We start from the raw sequence: 16711 nt of genomic DNA, 5'->3' as shown, positions 1-16711 counted from the left end.
ATGGACCTTGGTGAAATCAATCCCGTCCTTCTGGTCGCCTCGCTAATGGTGGCCGCAACCCCCCTGCTGCTGGCCGCGATCGGAGAACTGGTCGTTGAAAAAGCAGGTGTTCTGAACCTTGGCGTCGAGGGCATGATGATCGTCGGCGCGATCAGCGGCTTTGCGATCTCGGTCGAGACCGGCTCACCATGGCTGGGGTTCATCGCATCCGCTATCGGCGGCGCGGTGCTGTCGCTGCTATTCGTTCTGCTGACGCAGGTAGCACTGGCCAATCAGGTGGCCAGCGGCTTGGCTCTGACGCTGTTTGGTCTGGGCTTCAGCGCCCTGTTGGGACAAAGCTATGTGGGGATCAAGCCCCCCAGCATGGGCGACATTCATATCCCGGTGATCAGCGATATTCCGGTGATCGGCCCGATCCTGTTCCAGCATGACCCGATCCTTTATATAGGCATCGCACTCACGGCCGCCGTCTGGGCCACGCTGAAATACACGCGCGTCGGCCTAATTCTGCGCGCCGTGGGCGAGAACCACGATGCGGCGCATGCGCTTGGCTACAAAGTCATCAAGATCCGCATTATGGCGATCCTGTTCGGCGGGGCCTGTGCCGGGCTGGGCGGAGCCTACATCAGCCTGATCCGCGTGCCGCAATGGACCGAGGGCATGACTGCCGGTGTCGGCTGGATTGCGCTTGCGCTGGTGGTCTTCGCCAGTTGGAAGCCATGGCGCGCCTTGCTGGGTGCCTATTTGTTTGGCGGTATCACCGTGTTGCAGCTGAATTTGCAGGCAGCGGGCGTTGCCATTCCGGTCGAGTATCTGGCAATGTCGCCCTACATCATCACGATCCTTGTGCTTGTGATCCTTTCGGCCGACAAGAGCAGCGCACCTGCCGCATTGGGCCGAACCTTCCATGCCTCGCACTAGGGGCCAACTAAAACCAACTTGGAGAGTAACACATGAAATTCACCACTCTACTGACAAGCGCCGCCGTGGCGCTGGGTCTGGCCACGGGTGCCATGGCCGAAGACAAGACCAAGGTCGGCTTTGTCTATGTCGGCCCCGTCGGCGATGGCGGCTGGACATATGAGCATGACAAGGGCCGTCAGGCGGTCGAAAAGCACTTTGGCGACAAGGTCGAGACCGTGTTCGTTGAATCCGTCCCCGAAGGCCCGGATGCTGAACGTGTGATGACCCAGATGGCGCTGGAAGGCGCAGATCTGATCTTTACCACCTCGTTCGGCTACATGGACCCCACCATCAACGTGGCCAAGAAATTCCCGAACGTGAAGTTCGAACACGCGACCGGATATAAGACCGCTCCTAACGTCTCGGCATATTCGGCACGTTTCTATGAGGGCCGCGCGGTGCAGGGTCACATCGCGGGCAAAATGACCAAGTCGAACATCATCGGCTATATCGGGTCCTACCCAATCCCCGAAGTGATCCGTGGCATCAACTCGGCCTATATCCACGCCAAGAAGGTGAACCCGGATGTCGAATTCAAGATCGTCTGGGCCTACACTTGGTTCGACCCGGCGAAAGAGGCTGATGCCGCCACCGTTCTGATCGAACAGGGTGCCGACGTGATCCTGCAACACACCGACTCGACCGCGCCGCAGGCGGCCGCGCAAGAGGCAGGTAATGTTGTCACTTTTGGCCAAGCCTCGGACATGAGCGAATACGCCCCCTTCCCGCGTGTTTCGTCGATCATCGACAACTGGGCACCTTACTATATCGCCCGCACGCAGGCTGTCATGGATGGCTCGTGGGAGACCGTAAGCACCTGGGACGGCATCAAAGAAGGCATGGTTGAGATCGGTGAGATTTCCGACGCCGTACCTGCCGACGTCAAGGAAGAGGCGCTGGCCTTGAAAGCCGCGATGGCCGCAGGCGAATACCACCCCTTCTCCGGCCCGCTGAAGAAGCAGGACGGCAGCGACTGGCTGGCGGATGGCGAAACCGCTGATGACGGTACGCTGGCAGGCATGAACTTCTACGTCGAAGGCTTGGACGGCGAGATCCCGCAATAAGTCACGCGTAAATAGCATTAGACAAAGCCCGCCTCGTTTGGCGGGCTTTTTTCTTGTCATGCATTCATGGCGCAAACCGCGTAAGATTGCCCAAGGCACGGCTTGCGAGGGACCGCCGATGGACGATTTTCTGGACGGCAAACGACGTGCCGCCATTCTGGCCATGGATGTGCTGGGCTACGCCCATCTGACTGAAACCGATGAGGTCGGAACCCTGCGCGCTGTACGCCATCTGCGGAACGCAATCATCTCGCCCGCGCTGGAACAAAATCAGGGACGATTGGTCAAAACGATGGGCGACGGATTTCTGGCCGAATTCCCGGAGCCTGACACCGCGCTGACCGCTGCGATGCGGATTCAGACCGAGGCCGCAGCGCAGGCTCGGCAGCAGCCGCCAGACGCGCGCATCCTGCTGCGCATTGGGGCTCATCTTGGGGATGTGTTCGTTGACGATCAGGACATTCTGGGGGACGGCGTCAATATTGCCGCCCGATTGGAAGGCCTTTGCGACGCCGGAGGGCTGGCCGCCTCGCAGGCATTCGTCGATGCGCTGCCGCAGGGCAAAACAAAAGACCTGACACATGATGGCCAACATCAGCTCAAAAACATTTCGCGCCCTCTGACCGTGTTTCGCTGGCAGGCTGCGGGGACGTCGCCCGCGCCGTCCCGACCCGTGATCCGAACAGGTCCACCGACCCTTGCGGTATTGCCTTTCCAGAACCACTCCCCCGATCCCGAACATGCCTTTTTCGCCGAAGGGTTGGCCGAAGACATCATCTCGGGGTTGCAACAGATGGGCCGGGTGCCGGTTGTCTCGGGCGCGTCCAGCCTGTCGCTGAACCCGGAACTGAGCGTCGAGGACGCTGCGCGGGTCTTGGGGGCGCAGTATCTTGTGACCGGAACATTGCGCCGGTCAGGCCAGCGGGTGCGGGTGACGGTGGAATATATCGAGGGAACAACTGGTCTTGCCCTCTGGTCCGAAAAATACGACCGGCCGTTCGAAGACGTGTTCGAGATTCAGGACGACATCACCTTGCGTGTCGTCACCGCATTGGACACCGAGCTGGTCGAGGGAGAGATCGACCGCATTCGCCGTAAACGCCCCGACCATCTGGGGGCGTGGGAAAGGTACCTGCGGGGGATGTCGGGACTTAGAAAGCCTGGGCTGGAAGATTTGCAAGCGGCACAGGTTGAGTTTCAGGCCGCTGTGGCACTGGATGAAGACTATGGTGATGCCTGGGCGGGGCTGGGATGGGCCTATCTCAAGGAATATGGGTTTGGTGCGTCCGAGCGTTCAAAGGACGTGTTGGCCAAGGGAGTGGCCGCTGCGCAAAAAGGGTTGGAACTGGCCAATAAATCTCCGTTTGCGCATTATGTGATGTCGACAGCCTATGTCTGGCAAGGAGAGAAGGCGTTAAGCCTGAAGGAATTGGAATACGCGATCCGCCTGAATCCCTTTTTCACACGCGCGAAACTGGCCTATTTCAACCGGTCCGAACTTTCCGATGCCAGTATCGGCCCACAGGCAGCCGAGGAAATACGCAAGGCTCTGGCCTTGTCTCCGCGGGAACCGGACCGGGGGTTCTATTTCTGGGCAATTGCCCGGATGTATCTGGTTGCGGGTGAAAATATCGAAGCGTTGGACTGGGCAGATCGTGCCGTCAATGTGCGCCCCCGCGATCCAAACATGCTGTATCGCCGCGCCATCTGCCTTGCCGCCTTGGACCGCGTGGATGAAGCGCAGGAGGCTCTGGCCGCCTGCGAAGGCCTGTCCGAGGGCTATGTCGACCGGATGCGGGACTGGCGGCCCTATGACGACGCCCGTAACGACAAGGTTTTTGCGGGGCTGCACCGCAACGGTCTGGCCGTATAACGTGCATCCGGCCAGACCAAGTTGAAATCAGTGCCCGCTCAGCACCAACGTATTCACCGGCATCAGGATCAACCGCAGGCGCAAGCCCGCCGCATGAACCACTCCAATTGTATCAACCACGTGCAAGAACGCCGCGTGCCAGAAGCCGAGATCCTCATGTTCCAGCCGTTCATGATTGCTGGTATAGACATTCGCCAAACAGTTGCTGCCCGGAGGAATGTCGCCAGCCATCCCTTTATACAACGGCTCCATATAGACCAGAATGGACCCCGGATTTGTATTGGTCTGCACATCGCGCAGTTCATCCGACGGGCGGAGTTGCCCTGATGGGATCACGTCCTGCACATCGACCACAACCATAGGAATGACCGTAAAAGGCTTGGTCATTCAGCCCAGTTCGCCCACCATGCCCGGCTTGATTACCTGGGCCGCCATCTGGTTGAACGCCGCCTGAAACCGGTCATGACCCGAATGCGACGGCACCAGAATTCCCGCAGGCCGCAGCAAAGGGCTGACAAAATCGCCAACTTGCAGGCCGAATTGTTCGATCCGGCCCGTCACGCCCGCGGCAACCACTGTCTTGTCCAGCTCGGTCAGGGCGGCGTCCAGTTGCGCATTTGCACTGACCAGCTGCGCCGGGATCAGCTCTTCGATCTGTTGCACAACCGCAGCCCGTTGCGCCTCGGCCGCTACCAGCTTGGCTTCGCGTTCGGCGACGATGTTTTCCAGCCGGTCGATCTCGGCCAGACGCACGGCGCTGGATCCCTCGTCGCGCAGCGTGGTGTTGCGCTCAAGGTCTTCAATCGCCTGATCCAATGAGGCTTTGGCACCCGCAATCCCGGCGGTTGCTTCGGCCAGGTCTGTCTCGGCCACTTTCAACGAGGCCTGAACCTGCGCGATCTGCGCATGAGCAGCCTCGACCATCGCCGTTTGGGTAAAATCCTCCATTCGGAAGATCGGCTGACCTGCGACCACCTGCTGGTTGTTGGACACATAGACCTCGGACACGCGCCCTCCCAGTTGCGGCAGGATCGTCACGGTGCGGAAATAGGACGCTGCCGTCCGGCTGGCCGGGTGAAAGTAAAACAGCGTCGTGATCACCGTCAGTGCCAGAATGGCACAGGTCGTCAGCCCCCAGCGCAACTCGTACCACATGGTGAACAGCGTAATTTCATGGCCTATCCGTTTGCCTGCACGTAACGACGGAACAGAAAATCAGGCAGCACCGTGATCAGTGCACACATCAGTGTTTCAAGCATGCCTTATTGCTCCTGATGTTCCGCCCGAGGAGGCGTGGCTGGGTCTTGCGCTTGCGGACCCAACGATCGGATCGCATCTGCGATGGCCCGCAAAGGGGCACCAATGTCAGGGAACTGGAATCCGGCAACCAGAATGGCAGCAATCCAAAACAGACCATTATGAGTAAACAGCGCAAGAAGCGCTAGAATACCAACCAGTTGGAACTGGGGGTGGTTGGATTCATGTGCGATTTTTTCTGGGATCGAATGCAGGGTGAAATATCCCACCCCAATCAAAATGATCACTCCAACCGTAAAAATGAACATAAACGTTAAAAGAAAGTCGCTGCCATCGGCCTGGGTCACGTAGGACGGTATATGTCCCGTGGCCATCGGGTGTAAGTTATCGCCAGTCACCCTATCCTCCTATATCAATGGGGCATTCTTTGTATGGGTTGAGGTGCAATTTCAACCCTGCTTGTAGATCGACAGCAAACCTTGTGTACTTCGCCCCGCACTCTGCGAAGAGAGGGATATGATAGATTTCCTAGTCATCGGTGGCGGTATCGCCGGGCTCAGCGCTGGCGCGCGCCTGTCAGCCCATGGACGGGTTGTGGTTTTGGAGGCCGAAGACGCCCTGGGCTATCACGCGTCGGGGCGTTCAGCCGCACTATTTGAAGAGAATTACGGCCCAGAGTCTGTCGTTGCCTTGAACCGGGCCAGCGCCAGCTTTCTGAAGACCGACAAGGGTGGTTTTCTGACACCGCGTGGCCTGATGCTGGTGGGTCGAGCAGATCAAGCCCTGCAAATGTCCAATGATACCGCATCCTTGAACATGCATCCCATATCAATTGCCGAAGCTGTGAATCGAATCCCAATCCTCAACGCTGACGCCGTTCGCTTTGCAGCGATCAGCGACGCCGCGTTCGACATCGATACCGACCGTCTTATGCAGAGCTTTGCACAAGCGATCCGACGCAATGGCGGAGACATTCTGACGAAATCCCGCGTCACCGCGCTGCGCCGGGATCGAAACTGGATTGTCGAGGCCAGCGGCAGCTTTGAAGCTCGCGTAATTGTCAACGCAGCCGGGCCGTGGGTGGACCAGGTCGCGGCATTGGCAGGGATCGAACCGATCGGGATATCTCCACTACGTCGATCGATGGCGCGTCTTCCCGCGCCGGGCGGTCATGATTTGCGAGATTGGCCAATGCTGCTGGGTGCTGGGGAAAGCTGGTACGCAAAGCCCGATGCTGGGAAATTGATCGTCTCGCCATCCGAGGCTGACCCGGTACCACCGCAAGACGCTTATGCCGACGACTTGGTCTTGGCGGAAGGGCTTGCGCGCTATGAAGAAATGGTGACCGAAGCCGTCACGCGGGTCGAGACAAACTGGGCGGGGCTACGCAGTTTTGCGCCTGATGGGACGCTGGTTCTGGGACCGGACCCGATCGAACCCAATTTTATCTGGTCGGCTGGCCAGGGTGGCTACGGGTTTCAAACGGCGGCGGCCGCGTCTAAATTAGTTGCCGACTTGGCAATCGGCGCACCGCCCGAACTGGACGCGGAAATTGTGAACGCCCTTAAACCCGACAGGCTGCGACAATGAGCAAACGAACCCTTCCTCCTAACGCCAGCGTTGCAACTCAGGTCGAGGGCGCCCGAATGGTCGCGCCTGCTGCGACCCGCAATGCAGATGTGCTCTGCGATCTGCTGGCGCAATGGGCCCCTGACAGCGGGAACGCATTGGAAATTGCCAGCGGGACAGGCCAGCATGTGAGCGCCTTTGCCCAGCGCCTGCCCGGCCTGACCTGGCACCCGACTGAGATCGACCCCGACCGCCGCGCCAGCATCAATACATACACGATCGAGCAAGAGAACATCAAAGTCGCCGCCACTCTGGACGCCACGGCGGAGGGATGGCATCGAGATTTTGGCGGCAAGGATCTTATCGTCCTGATTAATCTGACCCATCTTATCAGCTGGGTTGAAACCTGCACGATTCTAGCTGAGGTTTCAAAGGCGCTGGAGCCTAAAGGGCGATTTATCCTATACGGTCCTTTCATGCGCGCGGGCAAATTGACCAGCGATGGTGATCAACGGTTTCACCAGGCCCTGGTCCAACAAGACCCCGAGATCGGCTATAAGAATGACTCCGAAATTGCCGCGTATATGCAGGCCAGAGGTCTAACGATTCTCAAAATATCAGAGATGCCCGCAAACAATATCGCTTTCATTGCGGAAAACTCGGGCACTTGATGAGAATAAGTTCTCTGCCAAGAATCGGCCCTATCCAATCCATCTTCGGAAACCACGTAATATTTCTCCCCAGAGATGCGCCACGAAAACCTGCTTAAGCAGGTTTGCCTCCGGCGGAGGTATTTTTGAACAGAAGAAGTAACGGGTCGTTAACTCTGATGAGCAATAGTGATTTTGCGGTACAGGCGGAGGCGCCGTTGGCCGTAACAGGAGAAGGCCCCCCTAGCCAAAAGCAGGGGGGCTGGATCATGTCACCAGCCCCCGCTTCTTCTGTTTGAAAATACCTCCGCCGGAGGCATGGGCCGCCTTAGGCGGCCCATTTTGGAGCCCCGCCTACAGCTAAGCTCAGAATCAACCGTCTTTACGGATCGTTTCGTTCTTAGGATCATAGGGGCTGTCACAAGTCACAACCGCATCCCACAGCTTGTCCTGAATTTTGACTTGTAGCTTGGTGCCTTCAACTGCCAGCTCGGGGGGCACATAGCCCATGCCGATCGATTTCTCGAAGGCCACCGAATACCCGCCCGAGGTCAAGCGACCCACGCGCGCGCCTTCGGGCGTATAGAGCGCTTCGCGACCCCACGGGTCAGCATCGTCTGGTCCGTCGATCAGCAGTGTGCAGCACTTTACGCGCACACCGGTCTCTTCCAGCTTGGTTTTGCCGTAGAAGTCTTTCGACAGGTCAACAAAGCGCGGCAGATCGGCCTCGAGGGGGGTCGCGTCGCGGCCCAGTTCGGTGCCGAAGGCGCGATAGGATTTCTCCTGACGCAGCCAGTTCTGCGCGCGGGCACCAACCAGCTTCATACCGTGTTTCTCACCAGCCTTTTCCAACAGATCGAACAAATAGTTCTGCATTTCGATCGGGTGGTGCAGTTCCCAACCCAGCTCACCGGTATAGGCCACACGGATGGCGTTCACGGGGCACATGCCCAGTTCGATCTGACGGGCCGACAGCCATGGGAAGCGCTTGTTGGACAGTGCGGTTTCCGGATCGGCGTCTTTGATGACCGCTTTCAGGACATCACGCGACTTGGGTCCGGCGATGGCGAAGACACCCCACTGAGTGGTCACATCCTGTATCTCGATATACCCAAACTCCTCCATCTTGTCCTCGGCCGCTTTTCGCAGATAGTCCGCGTCATACTCGGTCCAGGCACCTGCGGAGACGATGTAGTAGTGGTTCTCGCCATTGCGGACGATGGTGTATTCAGTGCGGGTGGTCCCATGCGAGGTCAGCGCGTAGGTCAGGTTGATGCGACCGACCTTGGGCAGCTTGTTACAGGTGAACCAATCCAGAAACTGGGTCGCACCGGGGCCTTTGACGACATGCTTGGTGAAGGCCGACGCGTCGATCAGGCCCACGCCTTCGCGGATCGCTTTGGCTTCTTCCACGGCGTGTTTCCACCAGCCACCGCGACGGAAGCTGCGGCTTTCCTTGTCGAAGTTATCCGGAGCATCGACGGGGCCGAAATAGTTCGGACGTTCCCAACCGTTCACCCAGCCGAATTGCGCGCCACGCGCTTTCTGGCGGTCATAGGCCGGAACAGTACGCAGCGGACGGCAGGCTTCACGCTCTTCATCTGGGTGGTGCAGGATGTAGACGTGCTCATAGCACTCTTCATTCTTGCGCGCTGCAAATTCGGTGGTCATCCAGTTGGACGAGTACCGCTTGGGGTCCAGCGAGGCCATGTCGATCTCGGCTTCGCCATCGACCATCATCTGCGCCAGATAGTAGCCGGTGCCACCGGCAGCGGTGATGCCAAAGCTGAAGCCCTCGGCCAGCCACATGTTGCGCAGGCCCGGAGCCGGACCAACCAGCGGGTTGCCGTCCGGCGTATAGCAGATCGGGCCGTTGAAATCGTCTTTCAGACCGGATTCGGCGCAAGAAGGCACACGTTCGGCCATCGCCATGTACTGGTCGGCAATCCGGTCGATATCCAGTGGGAACAGGTCCGCGCGGAAGCTGTCCGGCACACCATATTCGAACTGCGCTGGCGCGCCATGTTCGTAGATGCCCAGAATCCAGCCGCCACGTTCTTCACGCGCGTAGGATTCATTATCGGCGTCACGGACGACGGGGTGTTCCGGGTTGCCTGCTTCGCGCCATTTGACCAGCTCGGGGTCTTTGTCCATGACGATAAAGGTGTGCTCGACCGGGATGGCAGGCATCTTGATTCCCAGCATCTTGGCGGTGCGCTGCGCATGGTTGCCCGATGCGGTCACGACATGCTCGGCAGTGATGACGACCTGCTCATCCGACGGCACGAGGTTGCCGCCTTTTTCGACCATCTTGGTGCAGGTGACTTCCCAGTGGGTGCCGTTCCAGTGGAAGGCATCGGCCTGCATCTTGCGCACGATATCCACGCCGCGCTGGCGGGCACCTTTGGCCATCGCCTGTGTCACGTCTGCGGGGTTAATATAGCCATCTTCGGTGTGATAGATCGCGCCCTTCAGATCGCCGGTTTCGATCAGCGGCCAGCGTTCCTTGATCTGCTCGGGCGTCAGCCACTCATAGGCCACATCGCAGGTCTCGGCGGTCGAGGCATAGAGCATGTATTCGTCCATACGCTCTTGCGTCTGCGCCATGCGCAGGTTGCCAACCACGGCAAAGCCAGCATTTAAGCCAGTCTCTTCCTCAAGTGTCTTGTAGAAATCGACCGAGTATTTGTGGATGTGGGTTGTCGCGTAGGACATGTTGAACAGTGGCAGCAGGCCAGCCGCGTGCCAAGTGGAGCCCGAGGTCAGCTCGTCACGTTCGATCAGCATCACATCGTCCCAGCCTGCCTTGGCAAGGTGGTATGCAATCGAGGTCCCGACGGCACCACCGCCAACGACCAGTGCTTTGACTTGGGTTTTCATTCGCCCGTTCTCCGGATTGAGTCTAATTTGCAAGGTTTATGCCCAAGCCCGAGGCCTAAGCGCCAAGTCCAGCCGACGCAAAAAAGTGCAAAACCGACTTTTGGCGTCAGCAATCGCTCAAATGACAGTGAAAGCCGCTACAGGATCTTGCCGGGGTTCATGATATTGTCCGGGTCGAGCGCCACCTTGATCGCCGCCATATAGCGGGTTGCGTCCCCCAGCTCCTTGATCAGATAGGGGCGTTTGCCCTGCCCTATTCCATGCTCGCCGGTGCAGGTGCCGTCCATCGAAATGGCCAATTCATTCAACCAGCCGACAAACTGATCGGCATTGGCCACCTCGTCGGCGTTTTCCATATCGATCAGCAACAAGGTATGGAAATTCCCGTCCCCGACATGGCCGACCATAGGCGCGATCAACCCAAGTTCCTCTGCCTTGTTTTGTGTGGCGGTGACACATTCGGCCAAACGCGAAATGGGCACGCAAACATCGGTTGAAATTCCGCGTGCACCCGGACGCAGCTGCAGACAAGCCCAATAGATGTCGTGCCGCGCCTGCCACAGCTTACTGCGCTCCTCGGTGGTTGAAGTGGCCGCAAAATCGGTACCACCGAATTCTTCGGCAATCTGACCGAAGGTGTCCGCATGCTCGACCGCGCCGTTTTCCGAGCCATGGAATTCGAGCAACAGCAGAGGCGTTTCCGGCAATGTCAGATTGGAATAGGCATTGGCCGCCTTAACCGACATTTCGTCCAGCAACTCGATCCGGGCCACTGGAACACCGTATTGGATGGTCATCATCACCGCCTGACAGGCCGCATCCACAGTTGGAAAGGAACAGCGCGCCGAGGAAATCGCCTCGGGGATGCCTTGCAGGCGTAGGGTGATTTCCGTGATGATCCCCAGCGTTCCCTCGGCACCAATCAGCAACCGCGTCAGGTCATATCCGGCCGAGGATTTCTTGGCACGTTGCCCGGTGCGAATGATCTGCCCGTCCGGCATCACCGCCTCGAGGCTGAGGACATTGTCCTTCATCGTGCCATAGCGCACTGCATTCGTCCCTGAAGCCCGCGTTGACGCCATCCCCCCCAATGAGGCATTGGCGCCGGGGTCGATGGGGAAGAACAACCCCTGATCGCGAAGATGCTTGTTCAGATCTTCACGCGTGACGCCGGGCTGCACGACACAGTCCAGATCACTGGCATTCACGGTCAGAACCTTGCTCATCTGGGTCAGGTCGACCGAGATACCTCCGGCCGGCGCATTGACATGCCCCTCGAGCGAGGTGCCGGTGCCAAAAGCGATAACCGGCACTTTATGCGTGGCGCAGGTTTTGACAATCTCGGACACTTCTGCAGTGGACTGAGGAAACACCACAGCATCCGGGGACTGGTTTTCAATCCAGGTCGTCGTGTGCCCATGCTGTTCCCGAATGGCCTGGCCGGTTTGCAGGCGGTCGCCGAATTTCTGCTTTAGAACGCCTATGACCGTTTCGATCCCAGCCTCGTTCCGAGGCAAAGCGACTGCCTGCACCATACTGTTCCTCCCCCCTGATCGCCGGGCTATTCGCCCAGCGCAATTCCTTCGCGACGTGGATCTGCGCCGCCGATCAGGACATCCCCGATCTCAATCGCGTGCAGCCCCGAGGTCAGATCCCGTGGATTGACCTCATACCCAAGCGCAGTCAACTGATCTGCATACCCTTCGGCCGCTGTTCCCAGCTCAACATCATAAGTCCCGAACCGGTTGACCAGATGAGGCAGGGACAGGGCCTGCTGCACGTCCATATCCCAATCCGCCCACGCGATGATCGACTTGGCCACATAGCCAATGATCCGGCTGCCGCCCGGAGAGCCAATAGCCAGAACAGGCGCGCCGTCCTGCATCACGATTGTCGGGCTCATCGACGAACGCGGGCGCTTGCCGGGTTCCAACCGGTTGGCAATTGGTACGCCATCGCGATGCGTCTTGAATGAGAAATCGGTCAATTCGTTGTTCAGCAGAAACCCGTTGGACATCAATCGAGAGCCAAAGCCGTTCTCGATCGTGGTCGTCATGGACAGGACGTTGCCATATTGATCGACAATCGAGATATGCGAGGTCGACGGCAATTCCAGAGATTCATCATCCGCCCAGTTTGATGCATGATCGAAGGCCGGGTTGCCCGGCGCCACGTCGATCAAGGCTTCGCTCTCATTCAACAGACCGCCACGCTCGGACAGATAAGACGGGTCAACAAGCCCGTTGGTCGGCATCGGGACAAAGTCGTGATCAGCCATGTACCGCCCCCGGTCGGCAAAAGCCAAGCGCGAGGCATCGCCGATCAGCCGCCAGCTTTGAACATCTTCCGGTCCCATGGCCGCCAGATCATAACCATCCAGCATGCCCAAAATCTGCCCAACTGTCAGCGCGCCCGAAGAGGGCGGCCCCATGCCGCAGATCTCGTAGACACGATAGGCGGCACAGACCGGCTCGCGCTCGATCACCTGATACAGGGCCAGGTCAATGCCCGATAGCACACCGGGGTTTCCTTCCGCCCCACGCACCGTGCTGACGATCCCCGCTGCGATCTCGCCACCGTAGAACCCTGCCGCGCCTTCGCTGGCCAAAGTGCGCAGTGTTTCCGCATAGTCGGGGTTCATCAGGCGCTGACCCTGCTCTAACGGCTTGCCATCAGGCAGGAAATATTCCGCCGTCACAGGGAAGCGTGACAACCGTTCGGCGTCCTTTTCGACCAGCCCCGCCAGTCGTGGAGAAACCAGAAATCCGTCCTCGGCCAGCGCAATCCCATCCGCAAACAGGCTGGGCCACGGGCTTCGACCCCAGCGGCGATGCGCCTCTTCTAACAGGGCTGGCGTTCCCGGTGTTCCAACGGACAGTCCCCCGACTACAGCATCGAAGAATTTCAGGGGTTCGCCATTTTCGTCGTGGAACAGCCGGTGAGTGGCCTCAAGCGGGGCTGTCTCGCGCCCGTCCAGCGTGGTCATCTTGCCAGTCGCGGCATCATACCAGACCAGAAACGCGCCACCGCCCAGACCAGAGGATTGCGGCTCGACCAAGCCTAGCACCACCTGAACCGCGACCATCGCATCCGCAGCCGACCCCCCTGCCCGCAGCACCTTGGCCCCGGCCTCAACCGCCAACGGGTTGGCCGCTGCAACCATCCAGTTCTGCGCAGTGACCGGCTTGCCCTCCATCTTCGCCTCAAGCGCGGCAATGACCTCGGCGGTCAGGCCTTGAACCTGGCCTACGGACCCGCCTTCGGGCGAAACCGCGTCGGCAGCCTCCTGCGCGAAAACCGGTGACGCAAAGGCCAAAGCCGACAGGAACAAGCCGGAAATCAGACGTCGTTTCATAGTATCCTCCTGAAAAATTGATACCCGGCCAGTCGGCCGTGCCGATTAAAGCATTGCAGGAACCACCTGATCCGGTGGGCGGTGCCCATCTTCGAATGTCTTGATATTAATGATAACTTTTTCGCCCATCTCGATCCGACCCTCCAGCGTGGCGGACCCCATATGGGGCAACAGAACCACGTTGGGCAACTGTCGCAATCGCGGGTTCACGTCGGTGCCGTGTTCGTAGACGTCCAGACCTGCCCCTGCGATCTCACCAGCGCGGATCTGCCGGGTCAGCGCGTTTTCGTCTATCACCTCGCCCCGCGAGGTATTCACGATCACGGCCGAGGGTTTCATCAACTTCAGCCGCCGCGCGTTCATCAGGTGAAAAGTCGAGGGCGTGGACGGACAGTTGATCGAAATCACGTCCATACGCGCAACCATCTGGTCCAGGCTTTCCCAATAGGTCGCCTCAAGCGCCTGTTCCGTCTCAGCGCGCAGCCTGCGGCGATTGTGATAATGCACCTGCATTCCAAAAGCGCTGGCGCGACGCGCCACGGCCTGACCGATCCGGCCCATGCCAAGAATACCCAGCCGACGTCCGCCGATCCGGCCACCCAGTAAGGCGGTCGGAGCCCAGCCTTCCCACTCGCCCTTTTGCATGGTTGTCAGGCCTTCGGGGATACGACGGGTCACGGCGAGGATCAGCGCCATCGTCATATCCGCCGTGTCATCGGTCAGCACACCGGGCGTGTTGGAGACAAGGATGCCCCGCTGACGCGCGGTGGCCACATCAATATTATCGACGCCAGCGCCATAGTTCGCGATCAGCCGCAGGTTTTCACCCGCCTGCCCCAGCACCCCGCCATCAATCGTATCGGTAACGGTGGGAACCAGCACATCCGCCGTTTTGACCGCTGCGACCAGCTCATCCCGCGTCATTGGGGCGTCGTCGTCGCGCAGCTTTACATCGAACAATTCGCTCAACCGCGTTTCCACCGCCTCGGGCAACCGTCGCGTTACGACAACACTCAGACGTTCTCTTGGCACCTGTGCACTCCCACTGCTTTGCAAACCTGCGCGCGCCATGTCATCGTGGCGCAGGAAAAGGCGGGGCACAAGAACCCCATGGCATTGAACCAAGCTTTTTTCGCAACAAGATCAACAGGCACAAGAGCAGGCAGTCCGTGAGAGGTTTTCTACCCCTAAAGCGCCGTTTAGCGTCGGTGTTGAGCGTTTTTCTGATCTCGACCGGAGGTCTGGCCGCCAGCGCGCAGGACAAGCGCGGTCCGGTCACGAATCTGCCGCTGCCACGCTATGTCTCGATGAAGGCGGCCGAGGGCAATGTGCGGCGCGGGCCCTCCCTGACTCATCGAATCGACTGGGTGTTCAAGCGGCGCGGCATGCCGTTGCAAATCACCGCCGAATATGGCAACTGGCGCAGGGTTCAGGACCGTGACGGCGCTGGAGGCTGGGTGCACTACGCCCTGTTATCCGGTGTGCGCACCGTTCTGATCGAAACGGATATGTTGCCGGTCTATGCCAACCCCAGTTCCAGCGCTCAGATCAGCGCGCAATTCGAATCCGGCGTAGTTGCGCGCCTGGGCAGCTGCACATTGGACTGGTGCCATGTCTCGGCCGGAGGGCACCGTGGCTGGACGCTGAAATCCAACCTCTGGGGCGTCGACCCCGAAGAAGTTCGGGAATAGCGTCAGGACGTTCGGGCGATGAAATCGCAGGTCAGATCGACCAGTTCCGCCCCGACATCTTCCTGCAGAAAATGACCGGCGTCCGGCAGGATTGTGTGGGGCTGCCCCTTGGCCCCCGGACAGAGCCGCTGAAACACCGTATCTATCCCAGCCATGACCTTGTCATCCGCCCCAAAAGCCGTCAACACCGGGGTCTGCAAAGTGCGGATAAGAGCCCAGGCTTTTCTGTTTGGCTCAGCCTCAGGATCGTCCTGCGATGCTGGCACCAACATCGGGAACTGCCGCGCCCCGGCCTTATAGCTTTCGTCCGGGAATGGCGCGTCATAGGCGGCAATCGTGTCGTCTGACATCGGCTTTTGCGTACCGCCTTTCAAGATCCCCCCCGCCGGGAACACGGGAACCTCCTGGCTGAATTTACGCCAGTTTTCGAATGCCTCTCCCATCGGCTGATCGCCGGTAGGCAGGGCCGTGTTGGCAACCACGATACGGGCAAAGCGGTCCGGCATCTCGGCCCAAAGGCGCAATCCGATCAACCCGCCCCAATCCTGACAGACCAGAGTGATATTCGTCAGATCCACCCCGCGCAGCCAGTCCCCCATCCACGACACGTGGCGAGCATAGGTGTAATCCGAGCGCTCGGTCGGTTTGTCAGACCGACCAAACCCGACCAAATCCGGCGCAACCGCCCGATGTCCGCGCGCGACAAAGCCTTTGATCATGTGACGATAGAGGAAAGACCAGCTTGGTTCGCCATGCATCATCAGAACAGGGTTGGCGTCCGCTGGACCTTCGTCCACATGGTGGACCCGAAGTTCTCCGCCTTCGGTATCATCGACCATCGAATAATGCGGTTCGAAATCGTAACCTTCCAAAGATTGGAACCGCTCGTCCGGCGTGCGTAGAAACTTCATGTCCGGTCTGTCCTTTTGCAATTTCACTGGCCTGGCCGAGTGCCAGTCTTCGTGATCCCGGCGCGCCAATACCCCCTGGGAAACTTACCGCAGAATCGTACCGACGACATCTACTTGAAACAAGCAACCTGCGCCGCCGGCGTTTTCTTGGTAAAACGCGAAATGACCAGCACGGAAAAGCAACTCAAAGCTATGTTTCCAACGGTTACATATCTTGGCAAACTTTTTTCTGACTGCGTTCATATTTTTGCGGGAAAGGGCTTGAACCCCCCAAACAACAATCGTAGATAGCGCCTCACCGTTGGGGTGTAGCCAAGTGGTAAGGCAGCGGTTTTTGGTACCGTGTATCGTAGGTTCGAATCCTACCACCCCAGCCAGTTCATCAGAACATGGAACGACAGCAGGCGCTTGGGCTTGAACCCTCCGAGAAATGCCCCCGTTTATGCCCCAGTGGTTTCGGGTGCTACGGGTGCCGAGGGTGGGCCCTCAGAGGTCGTT

General features: G+C 59.0%; 12 protein-coding genes, 1 tRNA gene and 1 pseudogene. 7 read left to right on the top strand and 7 right to left on the bottom strand.

All coding sequences use genetic code 11. From position 1 onward, the window contains the following. The 3 genes from ACR0DB_RS04190 (at nt 1) to ACR0DB_RS04180 (ending at nt 3900) form a co-directional block, all read left to right on the top strand. Nucleotides 1–921: an ABC transporter permease gene (locus ACR0DB_RS04190; RefSeq protein WP_480549129.1), complete on the top strand. Its 921-nt coding sequence runs from the start codon at nt 1–3 to the stop codon at nt 919–921. Between the two features lie 32 nt (nt 922–953). Further along, on the top strand, nt 954–2027 hold the full coding sequence (locus tag ACR0DB_RS04185) for a BMP family ABC transporter substrate-binding protein (RefSeq protein ID WP_480549127.1): 1074 nt from the start codon (nt 954–956) through the stop codon (nt 2025–2027). Nucleotides 2028–2145: 118 nt separating this feature from the next. Next, nucleotides 2146–3900, top strand: coding sequence for an adenylate/guanylate cyclase domain-containing protein (locus ACR0DB_RS04180; protein ID WP_480549125.1), 1755 nt, complete (start codon nt 2146–2148; stop codon nt 3898–3900). 27 nt (nt 3901–3927) lie between these two features. Here ACR0DB_RS04180 and ACR0DB_RS04175 read toward each other — a convergent pair. Then, nucleotides 3928–5159 (bottom strand): annotated as a pseudogene (locus ACR0DB_RS04175) (HlyD family secretion protein). A 3-nt stretch (nt 5160–5162) separates the two neighbouring features. After that, on the bottom strand, nt 5163–5531 hold the full coding sequence (locus ACR0DB_RS04170; RefSeq protein ID WP_170769817.1) for a hypothetical protein: 369 nt from the start codon (nt 5529–5531) through the stop codon (nt 5163–5165). 142 nt (nt 5532–5673) lie between these two features. On the opposite strand from ACR0DB_RS04170, the gene ACR0DB_RS04165 reads away from it, so the two are divergent. Continuing rightward, the gene (locus ACR0DB_RS04165; RefSeq protein ID WP_480549123.1) at nt 5674–6747 is read left to right on the top strand and encodes an NAD(P)/FAD-dependent oxidoreductase; all 1074 of its coding nucleotides are present in this window, start codon (nt 5674–5676) and stop codon (nt 6745–6747) included. Beyond that, nucleotides 6744–7397 (top strand): DUF938 domain-containing protein, encoded by a 654-nt coding sequence (locus ACR0DB_RS04160; protein WP_480549121.1) that lies wholly within the window; start codon nt 6744–6746, stop codon nt 7395–7397. The genes ACR0DB_RS04165 and ACR0DB_RS04160 overlap by 4 nt, the downstream gene beginning before the upstream one ends. A gap of 351 nt (nt 7398–7748) precedes the next feature. On the opposite strand, the gene ACR0DB_RS04155 is transcribed toward ACR0DB_RS04160, so the two are convergent. The 4 genes from ACR0DB_RS04155 to ACR0DB_RS04140 form a co-directional block, all read right to left on the bottom strand. After that, nucleotides 7749–10256, bottom strand: a complete 2508-nt coding sequence (locus tag ACR0DB_RS04155) for a GcvT family protein (RefSeq protein ID WP_170768963.1) — start codon at nt 10254–10256, stop codon at nt 7749–7751. Between the two features lie 137 nt (nt 10257–10393). After that, nucleotides 10394–11791 carry an FAD-binding oxidoreductase gene (locus tag ACR0DB_RS04150; protein WP_480549119.1) on the bottom strand — a complete coding sequence of 466 codons (1398 nt, stop codon included), beginning with the start codon at nt 11789–11791 and terminating at the stop codon, nt 10394–10396. Between the two features lie 26 nt (nt 11792–11817). After that, a complete protein-coding gene (ggt, locus tag ACR0DB_RS04145) occupies nt 11818–13611 on the bottom strand; it encodes a gamma-glutamyltransferase (protein WP_480549117.1) in 1794 nt (597 codons plus the stop codon). Nucleotides 13612–13656: 45 nt separating this feature from the next. Then, on the bottom strand, nt 13657–14643 hold the full coding sequence (locus tag ACR0DB_RS04140) for a 2-hydroxyacid dehydrogenase (RefSeq protein ID WP_170787414.1): 987 nt from the start codon (nt 14641–14643) through the stop codon (nt 13657–13659). Between the two features lie 179 nt (nt 14644–14822). Between ACR0DB_RS04140 and ACR0DB_RS04135 the strand changes: the two genes are divergently transcribed. After that, a complete protein-coding gene (locus ACR0DB_RS04135) occupies nt 14823–15302 on the top strand; it encodes an SH3 domain-containing protein (protein WP_237215965.1) in 480 nt (159 codons plus the stop codon). 2 nt (nt 15303–15304) lie between these two features. Here ACR0DB_RS04135 and ACR0DB_RS04130 read toward each other — a convergent pair whose 3' ends face one another. After that, the gene (locus ACR0DB_RS04130) at nt 15305–16213 is read right to left on the bottom strand and encodes a haloalkane dehalogenase (protein WP_480549115.1); all 909 of its coding nucleotides are present in this window, start codon (nt 16211–16213) and stop codon (nt 15305–15307) included. A gap of 302 nt (nt 16214–16515) precedes the next feature. Between ACR0DB_RS04130 and ACR0DB_RS04125 the strand changes: the two genes are divergently transcribed. Further along, a tRNA-Gln gene (locus ACR0DB_RS04125) sits at nt 16516–16590 on the top strand. Nucleotides 16591–16711: the final 121 nt, after the last annotated feature.

The organism is Ruegeria sp. AB6 (assembly GCF_056542685.1).
This window is presented reverse-complemented; position numbering and strand designations above follow the sequence as displayed.